The sequence below is a fragment of the Yersinia mollaretii ATCC 43969 genome, assembly GCF_013282725.1.
GTDB classification, from domain to species: domain Bacteria; phylum Pseudomonadota; class Gammaproteobacteria; order Enterobacterales; family Enterobacteriaceae; genus Yersinia; species Yersinia mollaretii.
Genome location: NZ_CP054043.1, coordinates 3530496 through 3553979 on the forward strand (window position 1 = coordinate 3530496; position 23484 = coordinate 3553979).

Below are 23484 nucleotides of genomic sequence, written 5' to 3' on the forward strand. Positions count from 1 at the left end.
TCCTTTATTGATTACCAATTGGAATGGAATGGGATGAACATCAAGCTGCTAAAAGCCTTTGTGATGCTGGCGAAAACGGGGAGCTATCGTGAGTCAGCGCAAGCGCTTTACATGACACAACCCGCACTGACCAAGCAGATTAATTTGCTGGAGTCGCGACTCAATATTCGCCTCTTTTCTCGTGGTCGCCATGGCGCGATGCTCACCCCCAGTGGTCAGCAATTGCTGGCGCAGGCGGAGAAAATGGTCAATCAATCTGAGTTGTTCTTGCAACAGGCGGCACGGGTGGCGAAGGGGATTGAGGGCTTTCTTGCCATCGGTTTTGGATTATCGACGTTCTATCTTGCCCCCCACTTTATCGCAAAATTTAGGCCGCAATTTCCCGACGTGGCGATCACGCTGGAGGATATTCCCTCTGCGCAGCAAATGGCGCTGTTAACCCAAGGTGAGTTGCAGATAGGTTTTGTTCGTCGCCCTCCTAGAACGCCCTTGCACTTTCATCCCCTATTCGAAGATCGTTTGGTGCTGGTGACACCGGAAAAAAACGCGCTAACGCCTGATGAGTGGTTAACCCGTCTGCCATTATTACGCCTCTATACTGAGCGAGGGCGTGGACTCAATACACAAATTGATCTCTACTTGCAGTCCAACCTGCTCGATATCGCGGTGATACAAGAAGTGGAAGATATCCAAACCATACTGGCGCTGGTGATTGCTGGCCTAGGGGTAGCCCTTTTGCCACAAAGTGTGGTGCATATCGCCCCGCCGACCATCAACCTCATGCCGCTCAAGGGGGATGCACTCAGTTGGCAAGTTGGTATTGCTTGGAATGACGCCATTTTGGATTTGGTACGCGATAATTTTATCAAAATGGCGATCAGTGAACGGTGCCCGCCCGTTAGCGGAACGGCGGCTCATTAAAGGTGCGTAATTTGCGCGAGTGCAGTTGATCCCCCTCTGCCCGCAGCAAATCTATAGCCCGAATACCAATCTGTAAGTGCTCAGAAATCGCCCCTTCATAGAAATGGTTGGCCTGCCCCGGCAACTTGATTTCACCATGCAGCGGTTTATCCGACACGCAGAGCAAGGTGCCATAGGGCACGCGGAAGCGATAGCCTTGTGCCGCAATGGTGGCACTCTCCATATCTACTGCCACGGCACGACTTAAACTGAAGCGTAGCGCGGAAGCAGAAAAACGCAGCTCCCAGTTACGATCGTCTGATGTCACCACGGTGCCCGTGCGCAGCCGCTGTTTGACCTCGACGCCCGGCATTCCGCTAACCGCTTTGGTGGCGTCATAGAGTGCCCGTTGCACCTCGGCGATACTGGGGATCGGAATGTCCGGCGGCAGCACCGCATCCAGCACATGGTCGTCACGCAGATAAGCATGGGCCAGCACATAATCACCAATGGCCTGACTTTCACGCAGCCCACCGCAGTGGCCGATCATCAACCACGCATGGGGCCGCAACACCGCCAGATGATCACAGATGGTTTTGGCATTCGATGGGCCAACACCAATATTCACCAGCGTGATGCCATGCCCACTCTCGGCGATTAAGTGATATGCCGGCATCTGATGTTTTTTCCACGCCAGATCAGAGGTGGTTCTTTCTGGATCGGCATTTTCCGCCGTGATGTAGCTGCCCCCGGCGCAGGATAACGCTTTGTAGGGGCTGGTCGGGTCTAGAATTTGCTCACAGGCCCAACTGACAAACTCATCAACGTAGCGGCTGTAATTGGTAAACAGAATATAGGGCTGAATATGTTCTGCTGGCGTGCCGGTATAGTGTTTCAGTCGCGCCAGTGAGAAATCGGTGCGCAGCGCATCAAAATGCGACAACGGAAAATCAGCAGAGTCGGTATCAATACCGTCGGTGATGGCATCGCCGATTTTCGCTAGATCGGTGATCGGGAAGTGCTGCGCCAGCCCTGCCGTCATTGAGCGGTCAAGAATCAGGTCGGAACCATCGATCACAAAGGGATACGGCATCTCTTGTTGTGACGGTGTCACTTCAAACACTGCACCATACTCACTCTCCAACAGAGTCAGTTGCTCGGTCAGGTACTCCCGAAACAGAGTTGGCCGCGTCACCGTGGTGCTGTATTGGCCGGTGCGCGAGAAACGACCATAGGCGCGAGTGCGTTGATGGTCGCGGAATCGCCCATCCCAACTGACACTCAGTTGCGGATAGGAAAACAGCCCCTTGGCTCGCTCGCCCACATCTGGCAGCGCGCCGTCACGGATAAAGGCGCTGATAGCATCACGTAATGCCGCCAGCGCCGACTCATATAACGTCTCCAGTCGATCAATCGCCTCGGTGGCCGAGAGATGAGTTGTCACTTGTGATTGATTCAAGATAACTCCTTTCAATTCAATACGCGTAATGGCGGTGATGAGTTTACCCAATAACCCTATACAGAAATACATCAAAATGCGCTATTTAGCCGCAAATTTATCAATCGCACCCCGCCGACTTTTATCACCCAAGGCGTTTTTTTGTCCATTTTGTCGCTATAAACAACGGGCGATTTTGCCACTTGTTCCGGCGTTTGATTTACCCGCATTAGCCCTAAAATAGAGGCTGTCGCAGATAACACATTATTTTCTGCCTTGAGCTTCATTACAAAGGTCTCTTTTGCGTGGCGAAATCATTTTTACGCAGTGGTAGTTTGGACGATATTCTGGCGTTGGGCGAAAACGGGCAACCGGTTTATGCTTCAGCGCTTCAGATCAGAGAGGCATTGCGCCTTAAAAAACAGCAGCATATTGCTGATTGCCTCGCCATTCCTCAGCTCAATGAGCAAGGCGACCGCATTGACTGGTATGCCCCCATTGAAGGTAAAGTGACCTCATGGATCGCGGCCAGTCATGCAGAACGTAAAGCCGCGATTAAGCAGCTCTCTGCCTGTCTCTCCAGCGCCAATGACTTGTGCCAACGCGCGCAAAAATCAGATAAAGCGGCTCAACGGCTCTTCGGTGTCCTGCTCGCCAAAACCCTGCAATTCCCTGATCAGAGTTATGTCTATTTAGTGGCGGGGAAGCCGGTGCTCACCTTCTGGGGCTTTGTCAGTCAGGATAAAAAGACGCGCACCGATCCACTCGATTGCTTACGTCAAACCGCCGACATTATCGAGCCGCCGATCACCACCCTGAGTGCCGCGCCGCTGGCGCCGGTTGCCCCGCCGGTAGCTGCTGTCGTCGAGTTGCCCCCTGAACCAGAGCTCCCTCCTGCGCCGCTGCCTACCCCTGTTGCAGAACCGACACCTCCGGTGGAACCAGTGAAAAAAACCGTTCGCTGGCTGCGATTCAGTTGGGTTCTGCCAGTATTGGCACTCATTATCGCATTGATAGTGCAATTCAGTGGCGGAATGACGGAAAAGGCCACGGCGGCCCCGGAGGTCAAAGCGGCGGTGGTTGAGTCGCCAGCGGCTGAAGAGCCAAAAACGGAAGAAAAAACCGCGCCCGCGGAGCCACCAATGCCTGCTAAGCCACCCATAAAAGTGGCCGCGCCCGCCGTCAAAATTATCCCACCGCTGCTGGAACCCCAGCTCCCGCTGGATAAAGCCACTGTGGCTCCTGCCCCCATCGCAGCTGAAGAGGCCGTCGCCCCTGAGCTAAGTGCTGCGGAGAGTAAAGGTGCGCTGATCTTACCTTCCGATGCGGTCAAAGTGGGTTCAACGGCCTTCCTGAATGGCAACTGGCGTGTCAGCCCAGACATTAAAGCCGCCCGGACAGGCAAAGCGCCGAGTCTGAGATATCAGATTAAAAACGGCAAAGGCACGGTAAAAATCACCCATGGCGATAATGTCACTTGCCGCGCAAACATTACTGCCGGACTGATGAAGTCAGGCAATTTGGTGATCAATAGCCGTTATAAGGCGCAGTGTAGTGATGGCTCTAAATATCAAATACCGGAGATCGTCTGTAAGCAAGGTTTGACCGGCGTTGCCGAGTGCAAAGGCCGTTACGACGCCAATACAACCCTTCCCATGACGATGAAGCGTGAGACTAAATAATATTATGCTGGCAACGATCACTGATTTTAAACAGAAAATCACGCTTATTCAGGACAGTGGCATCCAGTTTCTGGACTTCGCGTTAAAGCCCGAATTCGATACTGAGCTGCCGAATAAATTTGTGCGCAAAAGTGCCAACGGCCCACTGCTGCGCTTGAATTACCATGCCCATAATGGCAAATACTCACTGATGATGCCGGGTGCTGCGCCTGAGATTGTTAAACCTGAATTTAGCTTTCCTCTGGAACAGTCGCTCAAGCTGCTGAACAAAATTTGGCTCCCCCTGCCATTTTTGCGCTTTAATCCCCCGCGCACCTTTGTTAATGGGCCAGACAACTGGGCCAGAGTGCAAATTTTAGTGTTGGACACGCCGGATCAAGATGGCAATACCCTGCGCGTCACCATGGCTTTTGATACCAAAGCCTATCCTGAAGGTCACGCCAATGAGTCCTTGGCCCCCAATGAAAATGACATCAAAACAGGTTTAGGTTTTGCGCTGGCCTACCACAATGAAGAGCTGGCAGAGTTCCTCGATTTGACGTGGGTTGACGGCTGGCTACGTGAAGTCTTTACTCAACAAGCGAGCGAACAAGAGGCGCGAACCGCACGGCATATCACCGCGTCGTTGCGTGAGTTTGAGTATCAAGCGCACTATCTTAATTTGTTGGAACTGCTGGGCAGCCAGATTGGCGTACCCGAGATCAAAATCAATACCAGCACCTTGCAAGAGCCGGTCGTCAATGTTGATCTGATTCTGGATGTGGGTAACTCCCATACTTGCGGAATTTTGGTGGAAGATCATGCCGATGAGAGTAACGGGCTAAAACAGACTTATGAGCTACAAATTCGTGATTTGAGCGAGCCTCACTCTCTGTATAACGAATTGTTTGAAAGTCGGGTTGAGTTTGCGCAGGCGAAGTTTGGTAAGCAGAATTTCTCCGTCGAGAGTGGTCGTGATGATGCCTTTATCTGGCCCTCAATAACTCGTGTTGGCCGCGAAGCTAGCCGTATGGCGCTGCAACGATTAGGCACCGAAGGATCTACTGGCATCTCCAGCCCACGTCGCTATTTGTGGGATGAGGAGAGCTATGCTCCGGGCTGGCGTTTCAATGAAACACAACACGGAACGCAGACACAGGAATCTCCGGCGACGGCATTGCCGTTGACCTATCTGGTGAATGATGAGGGTCAACCGCTGTATGGCCTGCCCGTGGATGAACGGCTACCGGTATTTGCCCCCCACTACAGCCGCAGCTCATTGATGACATTTATGCTGTCAGAGCTGCTGGCGCAAGCGCTGATGCAGATCAACAGCGTGGCGCAACGTCTGAAAATGACCCATGCCAATGCCCCACGCCAATTGCGAGCGATCATTCTGACCCTGCCCTCTGCCATGCCAAAACCGGAGCGCGAGATTTTCCGTCGTCGAATGCATGAAGCTATCGCCTTAGTCTGGAAATCGATGGGCTGGCATCCGGCAGATGAAAGTTTTGTCTCGGAGCAAGATCGCACCAAAAGCCAAATTCCAGTGCCGAGTGTGCAGATGGAGTGGGATGAAGCGACTTGTGGCCAGATGGTCTATCTGTATAACGAAACACAGGTTAATTTTGGCGGCCGCACTGCCGCCTTCTTTGCCAGCATGGCACGGCCCGATAAGCAGCTTGAAGCGGGCGAAGTGGCCGGAAAAACCGTGCGGATCGCCTCGATTGATATTGGTGGAGGCACCACGGATCTAGCGATTACGCAGTACTGGCTGGATGATGGCATTGGCAACAATGTCAAAATCAGCCCGCGCCTACTGTTCCGCGAAGGCTTCAAAGTGGCAGGTGACGATATCTTACTGGATGTCATTCAGCTCTATATTTTACCCGCCCTTCAGGCGCGGTTGAAAAAAGCAGTTGTCGCCAACAGTGATGTGCTGATGGATAAACTCTTCGGCAATGATGGCAGGATGGACGGGCAATCGACACTGCGCCAGCAAGCAACATTGCAGATCTTTATGCCAGCAGGCCGGGCCATTCTGGAAGCCTATGAAAACTTTGACCCGCTGGACGCCAATGCTGAGATTGAAGCCAGCTTTGGCGAGCTAATACAGCAACGCCCGACACAGAAAGTGCTGGATTACATTAACAGTGAAGTTCAACGCGAACTGCCCGCCGACGCGGAGGAATTTGATATTTTGCAGGTGCCGTTGGTACTGAAACTGAGCAAATTGCACGGCGAGTTTTTGTCTCACCGGATGAGCATTACGCAAAACCTGCGTTCGCTGTCTGAAGTGGTTTCGCTCTATGCTTGTGACGTGTTGCTGTTAACTGGCCGCCCTTCGCGCTTCCCCGGCATTCAGGCGCTATTCCGTCATCTGCAACCTTTGCCCAATAATCGTATTCTCGCGCTGGATGGTTACCATACCAGTGATTGGTATCCGTTTAATAAGCATGGCCGTATCGACAACCCGAAATCCACGGCGGCGGTAGGTGCGATGCTCTGCTTGCTGGCACTCGATTTGCGATTGGCTGGTTTTTACTTCAAAGCGGGCGATTTCCAACCCTACTCAACCATCCGCTATCTGGGCATGTTAGACAGCAGTGACGCGCTGACCGAAGAGAATGTCTACTATCGTGATATTGATCTGGATAGCCGCGATTTTGCTTTGCCAACTGACGCGCATTTTGAGGTCCGAGGCGCATTGTGCCTCGGATTCCGACAGCTTGATAATGACCGCTGGCCCGCATCGCCGCTCTACACCCTCTCCATTGTTGATCAGGAGCTGGCCCGGAAAGTCGCCGGTGACAGTGTATTGCAGGTGAGATTGAAACTGACGCGGGGCGAGAGTCAAGGTGTGGATAACAAGCAAACTGATAATGGCCCAGAGCGTTTTGAGATAGCCGATGCCGTGCTACAAGATGGTAGCCGTGTGCCGCCGCACCATCTGCGCCTCAAGCTAAACACATTAGCCAGCAATGGCTCAGCATCAACCCATTATTGGATTGATAGTGGGAGCGTATTTAGAAAATGAAATCATTAACCAATAAACAGCTCAATCGCCAGCTTCTGCAAGTCACGCAAGGCATTGACCAAACGATTGATTGGATCAGTCATGCGCGCCAACACGCTATGCGCTTAGATATCGAAGCGGATCTTTTAACCATCAAGCTGCGCCGTCACCGCAATAAAGCGCGTCAGTTGTCAGACGCCGCCCTAACCGCCATCAGCATCGGTTTTTTGGGTCACTCATCCGCTGGCAAACAGCACCTGATTTCTGCGCTGGTCGCGGAGGGTAATGGCCGTCTGGAGACCACACTTGGCGGCAAAAATCTCGATTTTTGGCAACAAATCAAGCCGGGATATCAGGCCAGTGGTGTGGTGACCCGCTTTAGCCATCAGGCGACCATCACGGATGAAAGCCATCCGGTACGACTATCCTTACTGAGTGAAGTGGATATTGCCAAATTAGTTGTCGGGGCATTTCTGCTGGAGAATCATCAGGATGAGCAACGACATTCACTGGATGAACAGCATATTGCCGACCATTTACAGCAACTGGTTATGCGCCGTCAGCCCGTCGCCATCGCGGGGGTCAGCAGTGATGATGTGATTGGACTTTGGGATTATCTGACCCGCCATGATGCGCCGCGTCAGAAGAGACTAGAGACGCACTTCTGGCCTGCTGCCGTTGAGTTAGCCCCCTATCTCAGCATTGAAGACCGCACCCGTTTATTCTCCGTGCTGTGGGCAGAAAATCCTTCATTGACAGATGCTTATCGTCATTTTGCGTACACACTGCAACATTTGGGTGGCGCAACACAATTACTGGCCCCCCTCAGTGTGTTAGTCGATGATATGTTGCTGCCAGCCAATGGCATCATGAATATCGCCACCCTCGATGACCTGAACACTCCGGCTGATACTCACCTCCAAGTGCTGCCATGGGTGAACAATGAGGTGGCCGATTCAGTGACGTTGTCACTGGCTGAATTAACCCTGTTGACGGTCGAGTTGCAGATCCCATTAGCGATGCCCGCGACTGAAAGTCCATTTGAAACCGTCGATTTATTAGATTTCCCCGATTTTAGCGACACCTTCAATGCATCTACGCCTCTTGAGCACCGCCCTTATCCGCAGGCGGCGTCGCTATCACGGGCTAAAAACGCGTACTTACTGGAGCGCTACACTGATCAACAGCAGATCAACCTGCTGCTGGTCTGCAATGCCGCGACTCAACGCGCAGAGGTCAAGGCGGTCGGTAAAGCGCTGGATTATTGGGTTAAACAGACACAGGGTGAAAATGCTCAAGTCCGCGCCCGCCGGAACCCAGGGTTAATCTGGGCGCTCACCCCGTTTGATCAGCGCATAAGTTCAGATCATCCCGTGACGAATGCGACCAGTCACGACCAAGCGGTGCAACGTTATGTCGGTAACCCCGGCGATAGCTGGGGCACCCTGCTGGCATTGGATGCCCGTGGTGTTGAGCGAATGGTCACTTATCTGGCCAAAGAAATTCAGCGAGGTATCAAAACTGAGCGGATCAACGAACAACTCATTGAACTACAACGGGAATTGACCGATAACCTGCTCTCGGGGTGGATGCCGTCGGAGAGCAGTGAATCACAGCAAAAACAGCAGATTGCCGAAACTTTGCTCAAAGCATTGCAGACTCGCACGGGCCTCCACGGCGAGTTACTGGAGCGGTTGCTGCCCTCCCGCGATGAGTTACGTTGCCTCTATTTACAGCAGCAAGACTCTCGACAGCAGCCAAATCGAGCGGCTGAATTGAGTGCCACTGCGGTCAATAGCGAACCTTTCAGCATCGGTATTGATATCGACTTATTCAGCGACCTGCCCCTGTCGCCTGAAGTAGAGACCGCCAAAACAGCAGCAGTCGGCCAAGATTATGAAACCGATTATGCGGCAAGTGTGCAGCGCTATTGGATCAATCACCTGCGGCAATTACCCGATAATGGCCCACTGATTGAGCTGCTGGGGATCACTAAACCGACCATTGAGCTACTGGTGGCTGAACTCATTACTGCCAGCATCCGATTGGATATTGCTGGGCAGTTGGTCACTATTTTGGCCGACAATGAGCAAGTTGGCCTGCATCGCGAAACCAAAGCGGACCGTCAGGTCTCGCGCGCACTGACCATTCTGGGTGACTTTGTGGCTTGGCTCGGTTTCTTGCAAATCAGTGAAGCACAGCGCCCTGATAGCCGAATCAATCGTGGCGCTAAGATCTTTGCTCAGCCACCACAATCAGCCACCCCACTGGGGGCATCTCAACGATTAACGAAATTAGCCCTTACCCCGACCAATAATACGGCATTTTATATTTATGACTGGCTGGTTGGCTTAGGTGAAATCATTATTCATAACGAGGGATATTCCGCCAGCAGTGAAATGACGGCGCAACAGCGCGAGCAACTGGCGGCAATTTCTAGGTTGTTCAACACAAATTAAGTTCAAAGCAGATTAAGATCGTTCACATCGGATTAATCATGCTATTCACTCCCGACCCTGCGCAGGGAGTGAATAGCACTAATGAGAAAATTAAAAATCTGAAGGTGACAGCATGGATAGTTACAGAATCAGGAGGTATTTTTCGACTAACGCATACAAAATAGCGGCGGTTTCAATATCAACCTCACCATCGTAATTGCTCGGCCTAAAGTGTAATTGAAATGCCCGCACCAGATATTGGTAGCCAGCTTCACTGCTGGCAATACTGGCATCATAACCATAAGTGCCAAAATGCGTGACCAATTCATCTTTTGCCGGCAGCCCCTCCTCAGTAAATTCCTGAATAAACTTCTCTTTGGTATCGATGTCATACCAAGCACCAATGCCCTCTTCATACAACTCTTGCCAAGGGAACATGGGGCCGGGGTCACTCTTGCGAGTCGGAGCAATATCAGAATGGGCCACGACATTGACTGGAGTGATATCGGGGTAGCGTTGTAGGATATTGGCTGCCAGTTGTTTCACGGCGGCAATCTGTTCGATGGGATAAGGGGGGAAATCCCAAACGCCCTCTTTATCACTCGCCAAATTAACGATTTCAATACCAATGGACGTGTCATTAAGATTAGTGCGCTCAGCCCAGCTACTAACCCCCGCATGCCATGCTCGTGCATTTTCATCCACCAAGTTAAATATCCGCATATCGTTAAATCCGGCGTGGATATAACCTTCATCAGTGATGTCTGGCACCAAATATTGAACACTGACGTTATCACCTGTGAGGGACTTTACTGAGCCTTCAAAGTTTTCAGCAGTGTAATGCAAAACTAAGAATCGCACTCGTGAGTTAAACGATTTAACAGAACGAAAACTATTATAGTCAATCATATACATATGAAACTCCTTGTGGCCTTAATATCAGCCAATCTATATTAATGAGTCCTATTCATTTCTTTTCATCCAGATAAAACAGCTAATGTCCAAAAAACCTATCTTTAATTCAAAATCACAACGCTCTGAGAACAATAATCCCAGGTGTGTTTTTGACATATGGCACAAAGGTTGAATCAACGACTTTCATGTTTTTCTTCATTGAAGATGCATTGCGCAGCACTGCGCCATTGGGGGTCATGATAAAAATCCCTGTATGAGTAACATCCAACCCTTTAATTTTGGTGTAAATACCAATGTAGTCACCCGTTTTTAAATGACTTATAACCTCATCATTGACAAACTCAGCAGGGATATAACTGACATCCCGTTTAACAATGCCTAACGTCGGGATGAACTCACTGCCATTCTCTCTTTGATTCAAATATTTAGTCACAACCACGGTGTGAGAGCTAATTTGTGCTGTGACATCTCGGGCATTTAAAGGTTGTCGGTGCGACCAATCAGTAAAAAAATGTTTTCGATGCGTGTAACTAATGTCATTATTAATATAGCGTGTACTGATCAGTTTTTTAAAAAAGTCAGACTCACTCCCCGATTGACGTAATGCATTAACATAATCGAGGTAGGTAAAACAATCCAATCCGTCGAAATTCACAACTAACTTCTCAGGTTCCGTGGGTGAACCGATAAGAACATCCGCTTTATAAGGGGTTCCTAAAAACTCAGCAGACACTCGGTTAATTATTTCACTTTGATGGGTGGCATCAACATTTTTTACCTGTGTTTCTATTATATTGGCAATTCGGTTTGTGGTGTAATTATCAATGTTAGCAGTCTCAATAGTACTATTTTTTGCACTACATCCCACTAAAGGCGCAACTAAAATAACAGTCAATAATTTATGCATAAGTCCCTTCTGCACTCTTAATCCAAGATCAAAAATCAATAATCCAAGATCAATCCAAGTTCCAAACGACTGCTTAATCACAATCTACGAGACTTTATTTTAATGTTTAATTTTTAAACATTGCGTCAACAAAACATGACTTGATAGATTTGGTGTGTTATGGAAAATAACAAAGATGACTCTCTTCCAGAAAAAAAATACACCTTTTGTTACCAATGAAATTAGTTTGTAAAAACTATTTTCCACTTTAAAATATGAATGGTAATTTACTATTTCAGTATCAGAACAAAAATTAGTAAGTTATATTTAAAGAAATAGAGTAGAAATAACAAAAATAATAAGCCAGATAACAAAAATCACTTCATTAAAATCATTTCTAAGCTTGCGTCATATAATTTACCCGTCTACGGTTAAAATACTCATTCATACAAGACGGCTATTGAATTATGATTAGTAACACCGCAAATAAATTACAGGAAGAATTATTGGACTCCCGGTTTGGTTCTCAAGCCTCTCGCCATATTGCAGAGTCCACACATTTCCCTTTAAAAGAGATGCGTGATGATATTGCTTTTCAAATTATTAGTGATGAACTTTTTTTAGATGGTAATGCACGCCAAAATTTAGCCACCTTTTGTCAAACTTGGGATGATGACTACGTTCATAAGTTAATGGATCTTTCCATTAATAAAAACTGGATTGATAAAGAAGAGTATCCGCAATCAGCGGCCATTGATTTACGTTGTGTCAATATGCTGGCTGATCTCTGGCATGCACCAAAATCAATTAACGGGCAAGCCACAGGAACCAACACCATAGGTTCATCCGAAGCCTGCATGTTAGGGGGCATGGCGATGAAATGGCGCTGGCGTAAAAAGCAATTGGCTGCGGGTAAACCCATCGACAAACCTAATCTGGTCTGCGGCCCTGTTCAGGTGTGCTGGCACAAATTTGCACGTTATTGGGATGTCGAAATCCGTGAGATCCCCATGGAACCGGGGAATTACTTTATGGATGCGAAGCGTATGGTTGCTGCTTGTGATGAAAATACCATAGGGGTAGTCCCGACTTTCGGCGTGACCTATACAGGAAACTATGAATTTCCTGAACCTCTGCACGAGGCCTTGGATAAGCTACACAAAGAGAAAGGGTTGGATATTGATATCCATGTGGATGCCGCGAGTGGTGGTTTCCTCGCACCGTTCGTTGCATCAGAGATCAAATGGGATTTTCGCCTCCCCAGAGTGAAATCCATCAGCGCTTCAGGACATAAATATGGTTTGGCCCCACTGGGTTGCGGCTGGGTTATCTGGCGTGACCAAGCTGCGCTACCCGATGAACTGGTCTTTAAAGTTGATTATCTCGGTGGGCAAATAGGTACTTTTGCTATCAATTTCTCCCGTCCTGCCGGACAAGTTATTTCTCAATATTATGAGTTTATCCGATTGGGCCGTGAGGGTTATACCAAAGTTCAGCAAGCTGCCTATCAGGTCGCGCATTTCTTAAGCCAGACGATTGCACCACTGGGGCCCTATGAATTTATTTGCACAGGTGACCCTAAAGAGGGATTACCCGCCGTGTGTTTTAAAATTAAAGAGGGGGCTAAAACGGGTTATACCTTGTATGACCTCTCCGAGAGATTAAGGCTACGAGGTTGGCAAGTGCCTGCATTTACACTGACTGGCCATGCCAGTGATATTGTGGTGATGCGAATTATGTGTCGTCGTGGATTCGAAATGGATTTTGCCGCACTGTTAGTGGATGACTTTAAATGTTCACTCCAATATTTGCATGAGCACCCCGAACTCCATGGCGTGGCCCACCAGAATAGCTTCAAGCACACATAGAGATTGCCGATTTAATTGCCAAAATTAAAGGATGGATGTCTATGACAAATAATCAGCTCAAGCCTGTGGCCCAAAAGAAGCTCGGTATCGCCACACTGGCTATTATGAATATTGTTGCCGTTGTCAGTTTAAGAGGTTTACCTGCTGAAGCTGAATACGGATTAAGTTCTATTTTTTATTATATCTTCGCTGCCATTTTCTTTCTTATTCCAGTCTCTTTGGTGGCAGCTGAATTAGCAACTGGCTGGCCCGAGAAAGGGGGTGTTTTCCGCTGGGTCGGCGAAGCATTTGGCCCACGCTGGGCATTTTTAGCGATGTTTATGTTATGGATAGAAGTCACCGTTTGGTTCCCGACAGTATTAACTTTTGCGGCGGTTGCCCTCGCTTTTACCGGCCCAAATCAGCGCTGGGATGAAGCGTTATCCGCCAATAAATTCTTTGTGCTGGGTATTGTATTAATTGTCTATTGGCTGGCGACCTTTATTGCATTTAAAGGGGTCGCCACCTTTGCCAAAGTCTCCAAATGGGGTGGTGTTATCGGCACTATCATTCCGGCTATTATTTTGATTATTTTGGGATTCTCTTACCTATTTGGCGGCGGGACACCACAGATAACGCTGACATGGGATGAAGTCATTCCCGACTTTACTAATTTTAACAATGTTGTTTTGGCCGCAAGTATTTTCCTGTTCTATGCCGGTATGGAAATGAATGCGATTCATGTTAAGGATGTGGAGAATCCTAATCGTAATTATCCCATCGCCATTATGTTATCTGCATTCGGGACAGTGATTATTTTTGTATTCGGCACCCTTGCCATCGCATTCATTATCCCGAAAGCCGACATTAATCTAACCCAAAGTATTCTGGTCGCTTATTCAGATATGTTTCGATGGGCCGGATTACCTTGGCTCAGCCCTGTCATGGCTATCGCTCTGGCTATCGGGGTATTAGCAGGAGTGGTAACCTGGGTCGGTGGCCCTTCAACTGGGTTATTGACCGTGGCAAAAGCGGGCTATTTGCCTCGGTGGTGGCAACATACTAATAAGAATGACATGGCAACACATATTTTATTATTACAGGCGCTCATCGTCTCACTGCTATCAATAATTTTTGTGATTTTACCTTCAGTGCAAGCGGCATTCCAAATCCTCAGCCAATTAACCGTAATTCTGTATCTTATTATGTATATTCTGATGTTTAGCTCAGCTATTTATCTGCGCTACAGCCAATCACAGCGCCCTCGCCCTTATCGAATTCCTGGTGGTGATATTGGCATGTGGATAATTGGTGGCGCTGGATGGATTGGCTCAATAGTGGTTTTCCTACTCAGTTTTGTTCCGCCGAGTCAAATTGCCATTGGCAGCCCAAAAACTTATGTCGGTATATTAATTATCGCCACCCTATTCTTCTTTATCTTGCCACTCCTGATTTATGCAGCGCGTAAACCTCATTGGCGTGATGAAAAAACGGATTTTGCCCCTTTTACTTGGCAAACGGCAAATAGCCATCCCGGCCTTCCCGCAGAGTCGCCAATGGTTAAGAGCGATATTACCGCTGATGGTCAAAACCCGGTTTTAATCTCTGAAAAAGCAGAACAATAAGCTAGCCGACAATGGTAATTCACTGTGGAGTGGGATGATGAAACCTGACTTAAAAGTATTGCAACACAGCGTCAATAAAGCGCATCGGCAATATTCAACTACTGAGGGTGGCAGTAATGCCAATTATATTCCCTATCTGGCCAGTGTCCCTTCGACATTAGTCGGCTTGGCGGTCGTGACCACTGATGGTGATATTATTGCGGCGGGTGATACTGAATATCGTTTTGCCATCGAATCTATCTCTAAAATAGGGACACTCGCGCTGGCGCTGGAAGATATTGGCCCCAAAATGGTACAAGAAAAAGTCGGTGCTGATCCTACGGGTTTGCCGTTTAATTCAGTCATCGCACTCGAATTACATCAAGGAAATCCACTATCGCCGTTGGTCAATGCCGGTGCAATGTCCACCGTGAGCATTATTCAAGCCAATGATAAAGAGACTCGTTGGAAGAATATTCTGCAAATCCAGCAACAATTATCCGGGGCGCCCATTAGCTTGTCCGACGATGTCAACCAATCAGAACAAACAACGAATTTCCACAACCGTGCAATCGCCTGGTTACTCTATTCTGCCGGGACGCTGTATTGTGACCCGATGGAGGCTTGCGAAGTTTATACCCGTCAATGCTCAACGTTGCTGAATACGATTGAGCTGGCGACTATTGGCGCAACTTTTGCCGCTGCTGGTATTAATCCTATCAGTAAGTTACGGGTACTTACGGCCAGCCACATTCCCTTTATTTTGGCCGAGATGACCATGGAGGGCTTATATGGCAGCTCAGGTGACTGGGCATACAATGTCGGTCTACCGGGAAAAAGTGGTGTCGGAGGGGGAATATTAGCGGTGGTTCCTGGTGTTATGGCTATTGCGGGTTTTTCACCGCCATTAGATCCTATCGGTAATAGTGTTCGCGGGCAAAAAATGGTAGCTCACGTAGCAAAATCGCTGGGATATAATCTGTATAAAATGTGATGCAAAATGGGTAACGATATTAAGTTGGCCGTTATCGCTGATATGCCGCTAACGACCCCTATTCTCAGAAAAGTGCGGCGATGAGTTACGCCAGTGGTAACTTTAAGCCAATAGTAACTTTTGCAATTCAGCTAATGAACTGACTTGATAGCGAGGTGAGATATTATCATCCAGTGCAGCCCCATGCATATTGAGCCAGCAGGTATCAATGCCTGCATTAATACCGCCTTGAATATCTGAGTGGAGGTTATCACCCACCATCAGGATCTGTTCTTTCGCCGGATGATTCATTAAATTAAAAGCATACTCAAATATCGCAACATCAGGTTTAGCCGCACCGACTTCCTCAGAAATAATAAGTGGGGAAAAGATATCTTTTAAACCCGTGCGCTCTAAACGGAGGGTTTGCAACCCGGTAAAACCATTGGTAATGATGCCCATCTTCACTTTACCACTCAGCGCATCAACCAATTCACGTGCGCCGGGTAGCAATGAACAGATATCAGCCATCGCCACTAAAAACTCACTGTTCAGGCGTGTCGCTGCTACACCTAATTTTTCCGCCCACATTTCAAAACGGGTGTTTTGTAATTCGGTAGCAGAGATCTTTCCGTCTTGATAATCAACCCACAGCGGTTTATTCACCAGTTGATAATGATCGAAATCCTGCGCGGAGAAATCCACATTAAAGCGCGAAAACATCAGCTTTAGCCCTTGATATGCATCAAAGTGAAATAATGTTTCATCCGCATCGAACAATATCCATTGGTATTTCATGACTCTTATCTCTCTGACATCATTAGGCGCGCTATGGTAGCGACTATTGCCGCTCAGCTCAAGCTACACAGCCCTTCCCACTAAAGTAAACAGCACTCATTATCCTATAAGCAGTGCTGCGGAAATATCACGGTTTATCGCAATCGTCGTCTCGCCGGTGATGAGCGGGACATCAAATACGGCTAATATTTTGCGGTTAATCTCAACCAGAGCATCATCGAGTTTAACCTCCATATCTGTCGCAATATCAACCAACTTCTCACGTTCCCAAGTGTCACGAGAAATAAGTAACTTCAAGAATGTGACTGTGCTATCAGCCAAATTAGCCGAGATGGCCGCCATTGACTGTGGATTAATCTCTTCCGGAGTCTGGGCAACAACGTTATCGGTGACAAACAGATTTTCAAGCAGTTTGACCAATTCCAGACTTTCATTTTTTAGCAGATTAATCCGATCGGTATTATTAATCACTTCGGACGTTGGCGACGGTAGACTTAATGTCATTGGCGTCGCTCGGCTATCAAGGTCGGTATAAACTAGCTTGCTGTCTAAGGCAAAACGCTTATACACACGTTCAAGGAATTTAACCTCTTGCGGGGTGATGGTTCCCTCAACTTGAATTAAATGTGCCAGAAAACGCGCAATAGCCCGACGATTCTCCAGCGAGAGCGGCTCAAGATTATTTTTCAGCGCTAACAAGGTGTTATTCTTTCTGATGCCCGGTTGCAGATAGGCTTTTAGGCGCATACGCTGACCCGGACTCAGATAACCCCAGGCATCAATGTGTCGAGTCAGAACCATCGATTCAGGCTCGCCGATAGAGCCATCGACCATGACTGCAGCACAAGCCAGCTCCACCGCCAACATTGTGACACGATATGCGGCAAAGGTCGCAGACTCCGCCACCATCGATTCGATAGGAAAGAGTGCCACGGTATCTTGCAACACCGGCGTGCGGTTATCCGCTCTGACATCAGGTTCAATGCCAACTTGCAATGAGGCCAGTGCAAAAGTCAGTGCCATCACCTGACTGCGGGTGATGCGCTCCAAGGGTTTAGTGCCACACGCGGTGCTGAGTCGAAGAAAAATCTCTTCAAGGGTAATCAGTAACAGGCCATAACCCACTCTGGCTTTGATACTTTCTAATTCGGTTTTTAATGCCACGGACCACAATGGCATTGGCATTAATAACTGCCCTTCCAGCGACATTTTTTTCTTTGGGTTAACACTGGCAAAGCGGTTATAAATATCGAGATCCTGCTGACATGTTTCAAATATTGCCCGAAGTTTATCTCGGTGTGCTTTACACACGGCGACATTCGGCAGTTCACCCATTTGCTGGAAAAACTCTTGCCCCATTAACCCCGCAGAAGCAGGACGATAAAATATCAGTAACTTGGTTTTATTAACGGGTAATAAAAATCCATCACCATATTTCTCACGATAACGTTGCTGGAAGAGTGAGGAAAAAATATCAGCGCAATGGGCCATCGAAATATTTTGGTTTATTGCCGGATCGGCTTCGCCCCAAGCTAGCGCCCAAGCGGCGGGTAAGGGTTTCTGGTCAATGGCTAACTGCCCTAACCCAACCAGCAATGCCAGTGGCAGCTCCGTTGACGAATCACGAGTGGGTGGTGGAGGTGACAAATAGAGTTTCTCCTCGATATTCACTCGAGAGAGATAAACTAATAAATTCTGTGCGTAATGGTTGAAGGCGTTATTTTTCCCATAAATGCTTAATAGACGGTTAATCTCCGCCTCAAGCTTGGGCAGTTCTCTTTTCGCCACGGGATCTATGGCGGCATCAACCAGTATTCGGTGCTCTAGCCCATAGAAAAATAAGAAAACATAGCCAATGTGTGCCGTGGGCGATTTACGGCCTTCGGCTAACCACTGCAAATAGGCTCGCCTCGCCTCCGGTGAGCATGTCGAGTAGTCAGGCGCATTATCAATCAGGGATAATGAGGTATCGACCTCTTGTTCCGCGACATCCATTGAGGGATTAATAAATGCAGGCTCGGCACCAGTACGGTTACTTTTATATTTATTACCAATATAAATCATGCCATCCGGCAAATTGATTCCAGCAACAACAGCCAGCTCACCGGGACGCAGCCATGATGCGCGAGCTAAGGAACCACGGGATATTTCGGACTTTTTCGCGTCAGACTTCTTGTTCTCTTCCTCGGGTGGATTTGAGGTAGCGTTATGACTGTCAGTGGTATTCTCAAGTTCCAACTGCGAAGGGGTTAGCGGGTAATCGCCCAGATCGGGGATGGCTGCCGTTTTCTGCATGTCAGTGTTAATCACTGGACCGAGGCGGGGCTTAGCCCCTTTGAGGTTTTGCCAAACAAAAAAGAGGCATAAAATAGCCGCACTCAGTGCAATCCACGCTTCTCTTGGGATACCCGTGATCAGCCCTAAAACGACTATCAGTAGGATAACCCAGCCAGTACCGGTAGATTTTTTCTTCGCCACGATGCTTTATATGCCCCTATCTTAAACTGGTCATTTTTATACTGCCGTTAATGGCAATTTTTAATAAAAAAGTCTTTTACACATTATTTAATTTTTATAAAAGCACAGTAAAAACCCTTAATTTGTACTTAAGTCAAATTTATAGGTTAAATAATAAGTCAGTGTTTTAATTTAAATATTATTTGCACATCAATACAGTAGGCTGAAGTCCCTAATAAAGCAATTATGCCAGTTGATTATGCATTCAGCTAGTAAAGTCTCTACCGCTATGGCATAAATTCCGTCGCTTTTGGCTAGCCCTATCTGTGTTTGGGGAAAATAGAATTATTGGGTTTTATTACTGACCGTTTGTGTTCAGACAATGGATTTCGAAGCCCGCAATAATAGGTATTGATGGTATAACCCGGCGCTAAATACCCCAGCAATGACACTGACATGGCGGCGTTTTCTCGGTAAAAACTAAAAATCCCGGCCATTGCTGCACCGGGATAGTCTAGCTGAAACGGATGACGATTTATTTAATCGCCATCGCATCGCGCATCGTAAAGAACAGATCCGTTTGATCCGTCAGCCCTACGACGTTGGCGGCGTGTGGCCCGTAAGCGGCGATACGTAATTGTGTACCGGTGTGCCCCTGCGAATCATCTTCAGAGTTACCATAGCTTATCGCCATGACAGCACCATCTTTGGTGGTTAATGCTTGGGTCAAGCCCGGCGCTTTAGCATCAGCTTCGATAATTTGGCTGGAGTGTGCGTGGTCCGCCGTCACAATCACCAATGTATTTCCGTCAGCACGAGCAAACTCCAAGGCTTTTTGCACCGCTTCATCCAAATCGACGGTTTCGCCAAACTGGCCGCAAGGATTAGCTGCGTGGTCTTGCTTATCAATTGATGCCCCTTCTACTTGCAAGAAGAAGCCCTTCTCATTGGTTTTCAGTAGGTCAATCGCTTTTTCAGTCATAACAGCCAATGTTGGGACGTCTTTGGTTCGCTCGGCATTGTTCTCACAAACCACCGGCGGTTTGTCCAAATTGCCGTGGTAGGAGGCTTTCGGCCCCTGCCAGCGCACCGGCATATTGCCAGGGCTGAACAACCCTAACAGGGGTTTTTGTTGGTCTGCTTGCTTGATGGCATTCAGGTCATCAAGATTTTCGACAATCACATAACCACGGGCCAAGGCTTGGTCACGTAAGGATTTGTCTTTCCATTCGCCGGCTTTGGCAACTTGACTGAAGGATTTAGCGCCGCCCCCTAAAGTGACATCAGCACGCCCGGCGATCATCTGCTCGGTAATGGAGCCGCGCCCACCATTTTCCAGTGCATTGGTGCCGCACTTCTCACTGGTCTCTTCAGGGCCGTAGCACTTTCTCCCAGTGACGTGAGCAAACTGCGCCGCCGGTGTGGCATCTTGCAACTCCGCCGTAGAGACGTTACCGGTCGCTTTACCCGCTTTCTTAGCCAGTTCCAACAAAGTGACGTGATCTTTCCCAAACACATCGACACCCAGAGCACCATTATAGGTTTTCACGCCGGATGACCATGCCGTAGCAGACGCGGCGGAGTCAGTCACGTAATCCGGTTTTTGCGTTTTCTTGTCTAATGAATAGTGGGTGTATTGCCCTGTCAGTGGTAGTGCATCGATCCCTTTAAAGAAACCGCCCGCCCCCATGGCATAGTTACGTGCCGAGGTAATTTCTGAATCCCCCATGCCATCACCAATCAGTAAAATGACATTTTTTACTGTTTTGTTGGAGAGTGAATCACGCAGCGCTTGAGTTTGATCGCCCGTCAGGCGACGCGCACCTCCCAATTGTGTGATATCGCCTTGGGCACTGCGATCATATAAACCCGTGGCGGCAGCAACAGCATTGGGTGTCAACAGGGTGCTGCTTAGCATCAGGGCGGATAGCGCGATCACGGATAATGGATGGCGACGGATAAAAGGGGATTTGCGGTTCTGCATCAATATAATTCCTTGTTGTAAAACAGTAATACAATTTGTATTAATTGGTTACAACGGATACTAGAACAGACGAATGACGCTTTTATGACAGTCGCGATTAATTATTTTCCCTTATTCTTTCAGCCTCCCCCTGACACTCTCTTTACGGTAGCACCATAGGCGCTAAATCAAACCGCCGTTGGCACGCAGCACTTGCCCATTGATCCAGCCGCCATCTTTACCCACCAGAAAGGCCACTGCGGCCGCAATATCTTCTGGGGTGCCCAATCTTTCCAGTGGTGCCATTTTTGCCATTTTTTCAATCAGTTCCGGTGATTTTCCGTTGAGGAATAGGTCCGTCGCGGTTGGCCCCGGAGCCACTGCGTTGACCGTAATATTACGACCCCGTAACTCTTTTGCCAGAATTGCCGTCATGGTTTCAACCGCCGCTTTGGTTGCGGCATACACCCCATATTTTTCCAGTTTCAACCCCACCACACTGGTCGAAAAGTTAACAATGCGACCTCCGGCTCTGAGGCGTTTAGCCGCTTCCCGCATCCCGTTAAAGCTCCCTTTCAGATTAATGGTAATCTGGCGATCGAAATGCGCATCATCACTGTCGGCAATCGCACTGAGAGACATGATCCCGGCATTATTGACCAGCACATCGACACCACCAAACGCCGCTTCCGCCGTCGCAAAAAGTTGTGCCACGGCGGCGGCATCACTGATATCCGCTTTCGCACTCAAGGCATTACCGCCCGCTTGCTGAATTTTGCGTACCAATGCTTCAGCTTCACTATCGCCTCGTGAATAGTTGATTAGCACGGTGTAACCATCCTGCGCCAAACGTTCCGCGATGGCCGCACCAATTCCCCGTGATGCCCCAGTGACAATGGCAACCTGCTGAGTGGTATTCACCATGATATTCTCCTAAATCTACGTTTAATAATGAGTGGTGATTCATTGGCTGCCATTAATCGATGTGGAACATGTCAGCTCAAATCCGCAAACAGAGAATGCCACTTTTACTGTTTCGGATAATCCCCTATTATTCGATAATACTATCCGAATAAAGCGAACAATAACGTGGACAGAATAGATGCAATGCGGGTGTTTATCAGGGTAGTAGAGCAGCGCAGTTTTACCCAAACCGCACAAGATTTAAACTTGCCGCGCTCCACAGTGACGGATGCTATTAAGCAGCTTGAAAAGCGCTTAAATGTGCGTTTATTACAGAGAACGACCCGTCATGTCAGCCCCACACTGGATGGGGAGGCTTACTATCAACGCTGCCTGCGAATTATTGCCGACATTGAAGATGCTGAAATGGCATTTGCCCACGCTAAACCGCGCGGTTTGCTGCGAATCGATGTGCAGGGCACATTGGCCCGCCATTTTGTTCTGCCTCAGTTACCTGATTTCATTGCTCAATACCCTGATATTGAGTTATTTATCAGCGAAGGAGATCGTCTAGTCGATCTGATTCGCGAAGGGATTGACGGGGTATTGCGGGTCGGTAATTTGCAAGACAGCGATATGGTCGCCCGCCGAGTCGCCCTGTTGCCACAAGTCACCTGTGCAGCACCGCAATATTTAGAGCAGCATGGCACTCCAGAGTTGCCGACCCAGTTGAGTGGACACCAAATGGTCGGTTTTCGCTCCAGCGCTACGGGCGGATTGCTGCCACTTGAGTTTAGTTCCCACTCGTCGTTGGGTGCTTATCCAACAGTAAGAAGTGCGCACTCTTTATCAGCGCCACATTTATCGTCTGAAACTCTACAAGTGAAATTACCGGCAGTTTTATCAGTCACTGGCGCTGAAAGTTTCGTGGCTGCCGCGCGATTGGGCTTGGGGATGATTCAAGTGCCGCGCTATCACATAGCGCCTGATTTAGCCGCAGGAACACTGATTGAGATACTGCCCGAATTCCCACCACCGCCGATGCCCGTCTCTTTCTTGTATCCGCACAGTCGCCAGCTTTCGCCACGCGTGCGCATTTTTAGTGATTGGCTAAGTCAGCTATTTCTTACCGCAGAGATAAAAGGATAGTGACTAGCATCAGCAGCCGAGCTACCCAGCCCGGCTGCGGCCACGGATTAAGGCGCTTTCTCGACGGATTGATAAATATCGATATCAAAGTAGCCGTCGGTCATGCCGTCATTGAGGTAGACCTCATAACAGGCCCCCTCCGCCGGGCGATAACCACTTTGCGGCAGATGCTGGTGATACAACTCACTCCAGGCTTTAGCGTAGTCATCATCGGTCACACGGGTGTGGTACACCGCATACACCCCGCCGGGGATCTCTTGCAGTGTCAGTTGATCACTGAGTGGTGCTGGCAAAACATAGTCATCATCGACAGACAAGGAAATATCAGCGCGTAATTCAGCAGGCGGATTGGTTTCTGGGTTGTCCCAGTAGAGTGCCAACCACTCTTTCGCGGGGATCTGATGTTGGGTGTAGAGCGATGAAAGTTGGTTAAAACCTAATGGGATCGTCTCGTGGTAAGGGCCAATGAGCCGGATACTAACGACTTTTTTCGGCTGTTTTTCCACTATCTTAAATGTCATATCGTTACCTCGACT

17 protein-coding genes are annotated in these 23484 nt (G+C 48.6%); 8 read left to right on the forward strand and 9 right to left on the reverse strand.

The window, feature by feature from the left end; genetic code table 11:
• Nucleotides 1-33 precede the first annotated feature (33 nt).
• On the forward strand, nucleotides 34-921 hold the full coding sequence (locus HRD69_RS15750) for a LysR family transcriptional regulator (RefSeq protein WP_050413184.1): 888 nt from the start codon (nucleotides 34-36) through the stop codon (nucleotides 919-921).
• Here the strand turns inward: HRD69_RS15750 and HRD69_RS15755 are convergent.
• Together HRD69_RS15755 and HRD69_RS15760 are read right to left on the reverse strand one after the other, a co-directional pair.
• Nucleotides 899-2359, reverse strand: a complete 1461-nt coding sequence (locus HRD69_RS15755; protein ID WP_032813740.1) for an AMP nucleosidase — start codon at nucleotides 2357-2359, stop codon at nucleotides 899-901. The genes HRD69_RS15750 and HRD69_RS15755 overlap by 23 nt on opposite strands.
• A gap of 71 nt (nucleotides 2360-2430) precedes the next feature.
• Nucleotides 2431-2625: a hypothetical protein gene (locus HRD69_RS15760; RefSeq protein ID WP_032813685.1), complete on the reverse strand. Its 195-nt coding sequence runs from the start codon at nucleotides 2623-2625 to the stop codon at nucleotides 2431-2433.
• Nucleotides 2626-2643: 18 nt separating this feature from the next.
• Between HRD69_RS15760 and HRD69_RS15765 the strand changes: the two genes are divergently transcribed.
• Genes HRD69_RS15765 through HRD69_RS15775 form a run of 3 tightly spaced genes read left to right on the forward strand, consistent with a single transcriptional unit; the run spans nucleotide 2644 to nucleotide 9474 of the window.
• Entirely contained in the window at nucleotides 2644-4020 is a 1377-nt protein-coding gene (locus HRD69_RS15765; protein WP_004874347.1) for an SrfA family protein, read from the forward strand.
• Between the two features lie 4 nt (nucleotides 4021-4024).
• A complete protein-coding gene (locus HRD69_RS15770; RefSeq protein ID WP_004874346.1) occupies nucleotides 4025-7036 on the forward strand; it encodes a virulence factor SrfB in 3012 nt (1003 codons plus the stop codon).
• Nucleotides 7033-9474 carry a putative virulence factor gene (locus HRD69_RS15775; RefSeq protein WP_032813682.1) on the forward strand — a complete coding sequence of 814 codons (2442 nt, stop codon included), beginning with the start codon at nucleotides 7033-7035 and terminating at the stop codon, nucleotides 9472-9474. The genes HRD69_RS15770 and HRD69_RS15775 overlap by 4 nt, the downstream gene beginning before the upstream one ends.
• A gap of 120 nt (nucleotides 9475-9594) precedes the next feature.
• On the opposite strand, the gene HRD69_RS15780 is transcribed toward HRD69_RS15775, so the two are convergent.
• Nucleotides 9595-10368: an N-acetylmuramoyl-L-alanine amidase gene (locus HRD69_RS15780; protein ID WP_032813679.1), complete on the reverse strand. Its 774-nt coding sequence runs from the start codon at nucleotides 10366-10368 to the stop codon at nucleotides 9595-9597.
• A 112-nt stretch (nucleotides 10369-10480) separates the two neighbouring features.
• A complete protein-coding gene (locus HRD69_RS15785) occupies nucleotides 10481-11275 on the reverse strand; it encodes a DUF1460 domain-containing protein (protein WP_004874343.1) in 795 nt (264 codons plus the stop codon).
• 446 nt (nucleotides 11276-11721) lie between these two features.
• Between HRD69_RS15785 and gad the strand changes: the two genes are divergently transcribed.
• The 3 genes from gad to glsA are packed head-to-tail and all read left to right on the forward strand — an operon-like array spanning nucleotide 11722 to nucleotide 15699.
• The gene (gene gad, locus HRD69_RS15790; protein WP_004874342.1) at nucleotides 11722-13122 is read left to right on the forward strand and encodes a glutamate decarboxylase; all 1401 of its coding nucleotides are present in this window, start codon (nucleotides 11722-11724) and stop codon (nucleotides 13120-13122) included.
• 35 nt (nucleotides 13123-13157) lie between these two features.
• Nucleotides 13158-14726, forward strand: coding sequence for a glutamine/gamma-aminobutyrate antiporter GadC (gadC, locus tag HRD69_RS15795; protein WP_004874341.1), 1569 nt, complete (start codon nucleotides 13158-13160; stop codon nucleotides 14724-14726).
• Between the two features lie 37 nt (nucleotides 14727-14763).
• Nucleotides 14764-15699, forward strand: coding sequence for a glutaminase A (gene glsA, locus HRD69_RS15800; protein WP_032813674.1), 936 nt, complete (start codon nucleotides 14764-14766; stop codon nucleotides 15697-15699).
• 102 nt (nucleotides 15700-15801) lie between these two features.
• On the opposite strand, the gene yjjG is transcribed toward glsA, so the two are convergent.
• From yjjG to HRD69_RS15820, 4 genes are all read right to left on the reverse strand, one after another.
• Entirely contained in the window at nucleotides 15802-16476 is a 675-nt protein-coding gene (yjjG, locus tag HRD69_RS15805; RefSeq protein ID WP_004874339.1) for a pyrimidine 5'-nucleotidase, read from the reverse strand.
• Nucleotides 16477-16575: 99 nt separating this feature from the next.
• Complete coding sequence (locus HRD69_RS15810) at nucleotides 16576-18954, reverse strand: tellurite resistance TerB family protein (RefSeq protein ID WP_004874338.1); 2379 nt, start codon at nucleotides 18952-18954, stop codon at nucleotides 16576-16578.
• A gap of 514 nt (nucleotides 18955-19468) precedes the next feature.
• Nucleotides 19469-20917: an alkaline phosphatase gene (gene phoA / locus HRD69_RS15815; protein WP_004874337.1), complete on the reverse strand. Its 1449-nt coding sequence runs from the start codon at nucleotides 20915-20917 to the stop codon at nucleotides 19469-19471.
• Nucleotides 20918-21079: 162 nt separating this feature from the next.
• The gene (locus tag HRD69_RS15820; protein WP_004874336.1) at nucleotides 21080-21820 is read right to left on the reverse strand and encodes an SDR family oxidoreductase; all 741 of its coding nucleotides are present in this window, start codon (nucleotides 21818-21820) and stop codon (nucleotides 21080-21082) included.
• A 165-nt stretch (nucleotides 21821-21985) separates the two neighbouring features.
• Here HRD69_RS15820 and HRD69_RS15825 point away from each other — a divergent pair, with 165 nt between their 5' ends.
• A complete protein-coding gene (locus HRD69_RS15825; protein WP_004874335.1) occupies nucleotides 21986-22948 on the forward strand; it encodes a LysR family transcriptional regulator in 963 nt (320 codons plus the stop codon).
• Between the two features lie 47 nt (nucleotides 22949-22995).
• Here the strand turns inward: HRD69_RS15825 and sbmC are convergent, their stop codons facing one another.
• Nucleotides 22996-23469, reverse strand: coding sequence for a DNA gyrase inhibitor SbmC (sbmC, locus tag HRD69_RS15830; RefSeq protein ID WP_032813671.1), 474 nt, complete (start codon nucleotides 23467-23469; stop codon nucleotides 22996-22998).
• Between the last annotated feature and the right edge of the window lie 15 nt (nucleotides 23470-23484).

What these genes read in the sequence shown, in the direction of transcription:
- HRD69_RS15750 (WP_050413184.1), top strand. Translation starts at nt 34, where the DNA reads ATGAACATCAAGCTGCTAAAAGCCTTTGTGATGCTGGCGAAAACGGGG.
- HRD69_RS15760 (WP_032813685.1), bottom strand. Translation starts at nt 2,625, where the DNA reads ATGAAGCTCAAGGCAGAAAATAATGTGTTATCTGCGACAGCCTCTATT.
- HRD69_RS15770 (WP_004874346.1), top strand. Translation starts at nt 4,025, where the DNA reads ATGCTGGCAACGATCACTGATTTTAAACAGAAAATCACGCTTATTCAG.
- HRD69_RS15775 (WP_032813682.1), top strand. Translation starts at nt 7,033, where the DNA reads ATGAAATCATTAACCAATAAACAGCTCAATCGCCAGCTTCTGCAAGTC.
- HRD69_RS15780 (WP_032813679.1), bottom strand. Translation starts at nt 10,368, where the DNA reads ATGTATATGATTGACTATAATAGTTTTCGTTCTGTTAAATCGTTTAAC.
- HRD69_RS15785 (WP_004874343.1), bottom strand. Translation starts at nt 11,275, where the DNA reads ATGCATAAATTATTGACTGTTATTTTAGTTGCGCCTTTAGTGGGATGT.
- gad (WP_004874342.1), top strand. Translation starts at nt 11,722, where the DNA reads ATGATTAGTAACACCGCAAATAAATTACAGGAAGAATTATTGGACTCC.
- gadC (WP_004874341.1), top strand. Translation starts at nt 13,158, where the DNA reads ATGTCTATGACAAATAATCAGCTCAAGCCTGTGGCCCAAAAGAAGCTC.
- glsA (WP_032813674.1), top strand. Translation starts at nt 14,764, where the DNA reads ATGAAACCTGACTTAAAAGTATTGCAACACAGCGTCAATAAAGCGCAT.
- yjjG (WP_004874339.1), bottom strand. Translation starts at nt 16,476, where the DNA reads ATGAAATACCAATGGATATTGTTCGATGCGGATGAAACATTATTTCAC.
- phoA (WP_004874337.1), bottom strand. Translation starts at nt 20,917, where the DNA reads ATGCAGAACCGCAAATCCCCTTTTATCCGTCGCCATCCATTATCCGTG.
- HRD69_RS15820 (WP_004874336.1), bottom strand. Translation starts at nt 21,820, where the DNA reads ATGGTGAATACCACTCAGCAGGTTGCCATTGTCACTGGGGCATCACGG.
- sbmC (WP_032813671.1), bottom strand. Translation starts at nt 23,469, where the DNA reads ATGACATTTAAGATAGTGGAAAAACAGCCGAAAAAAGTCGTTAGTATC.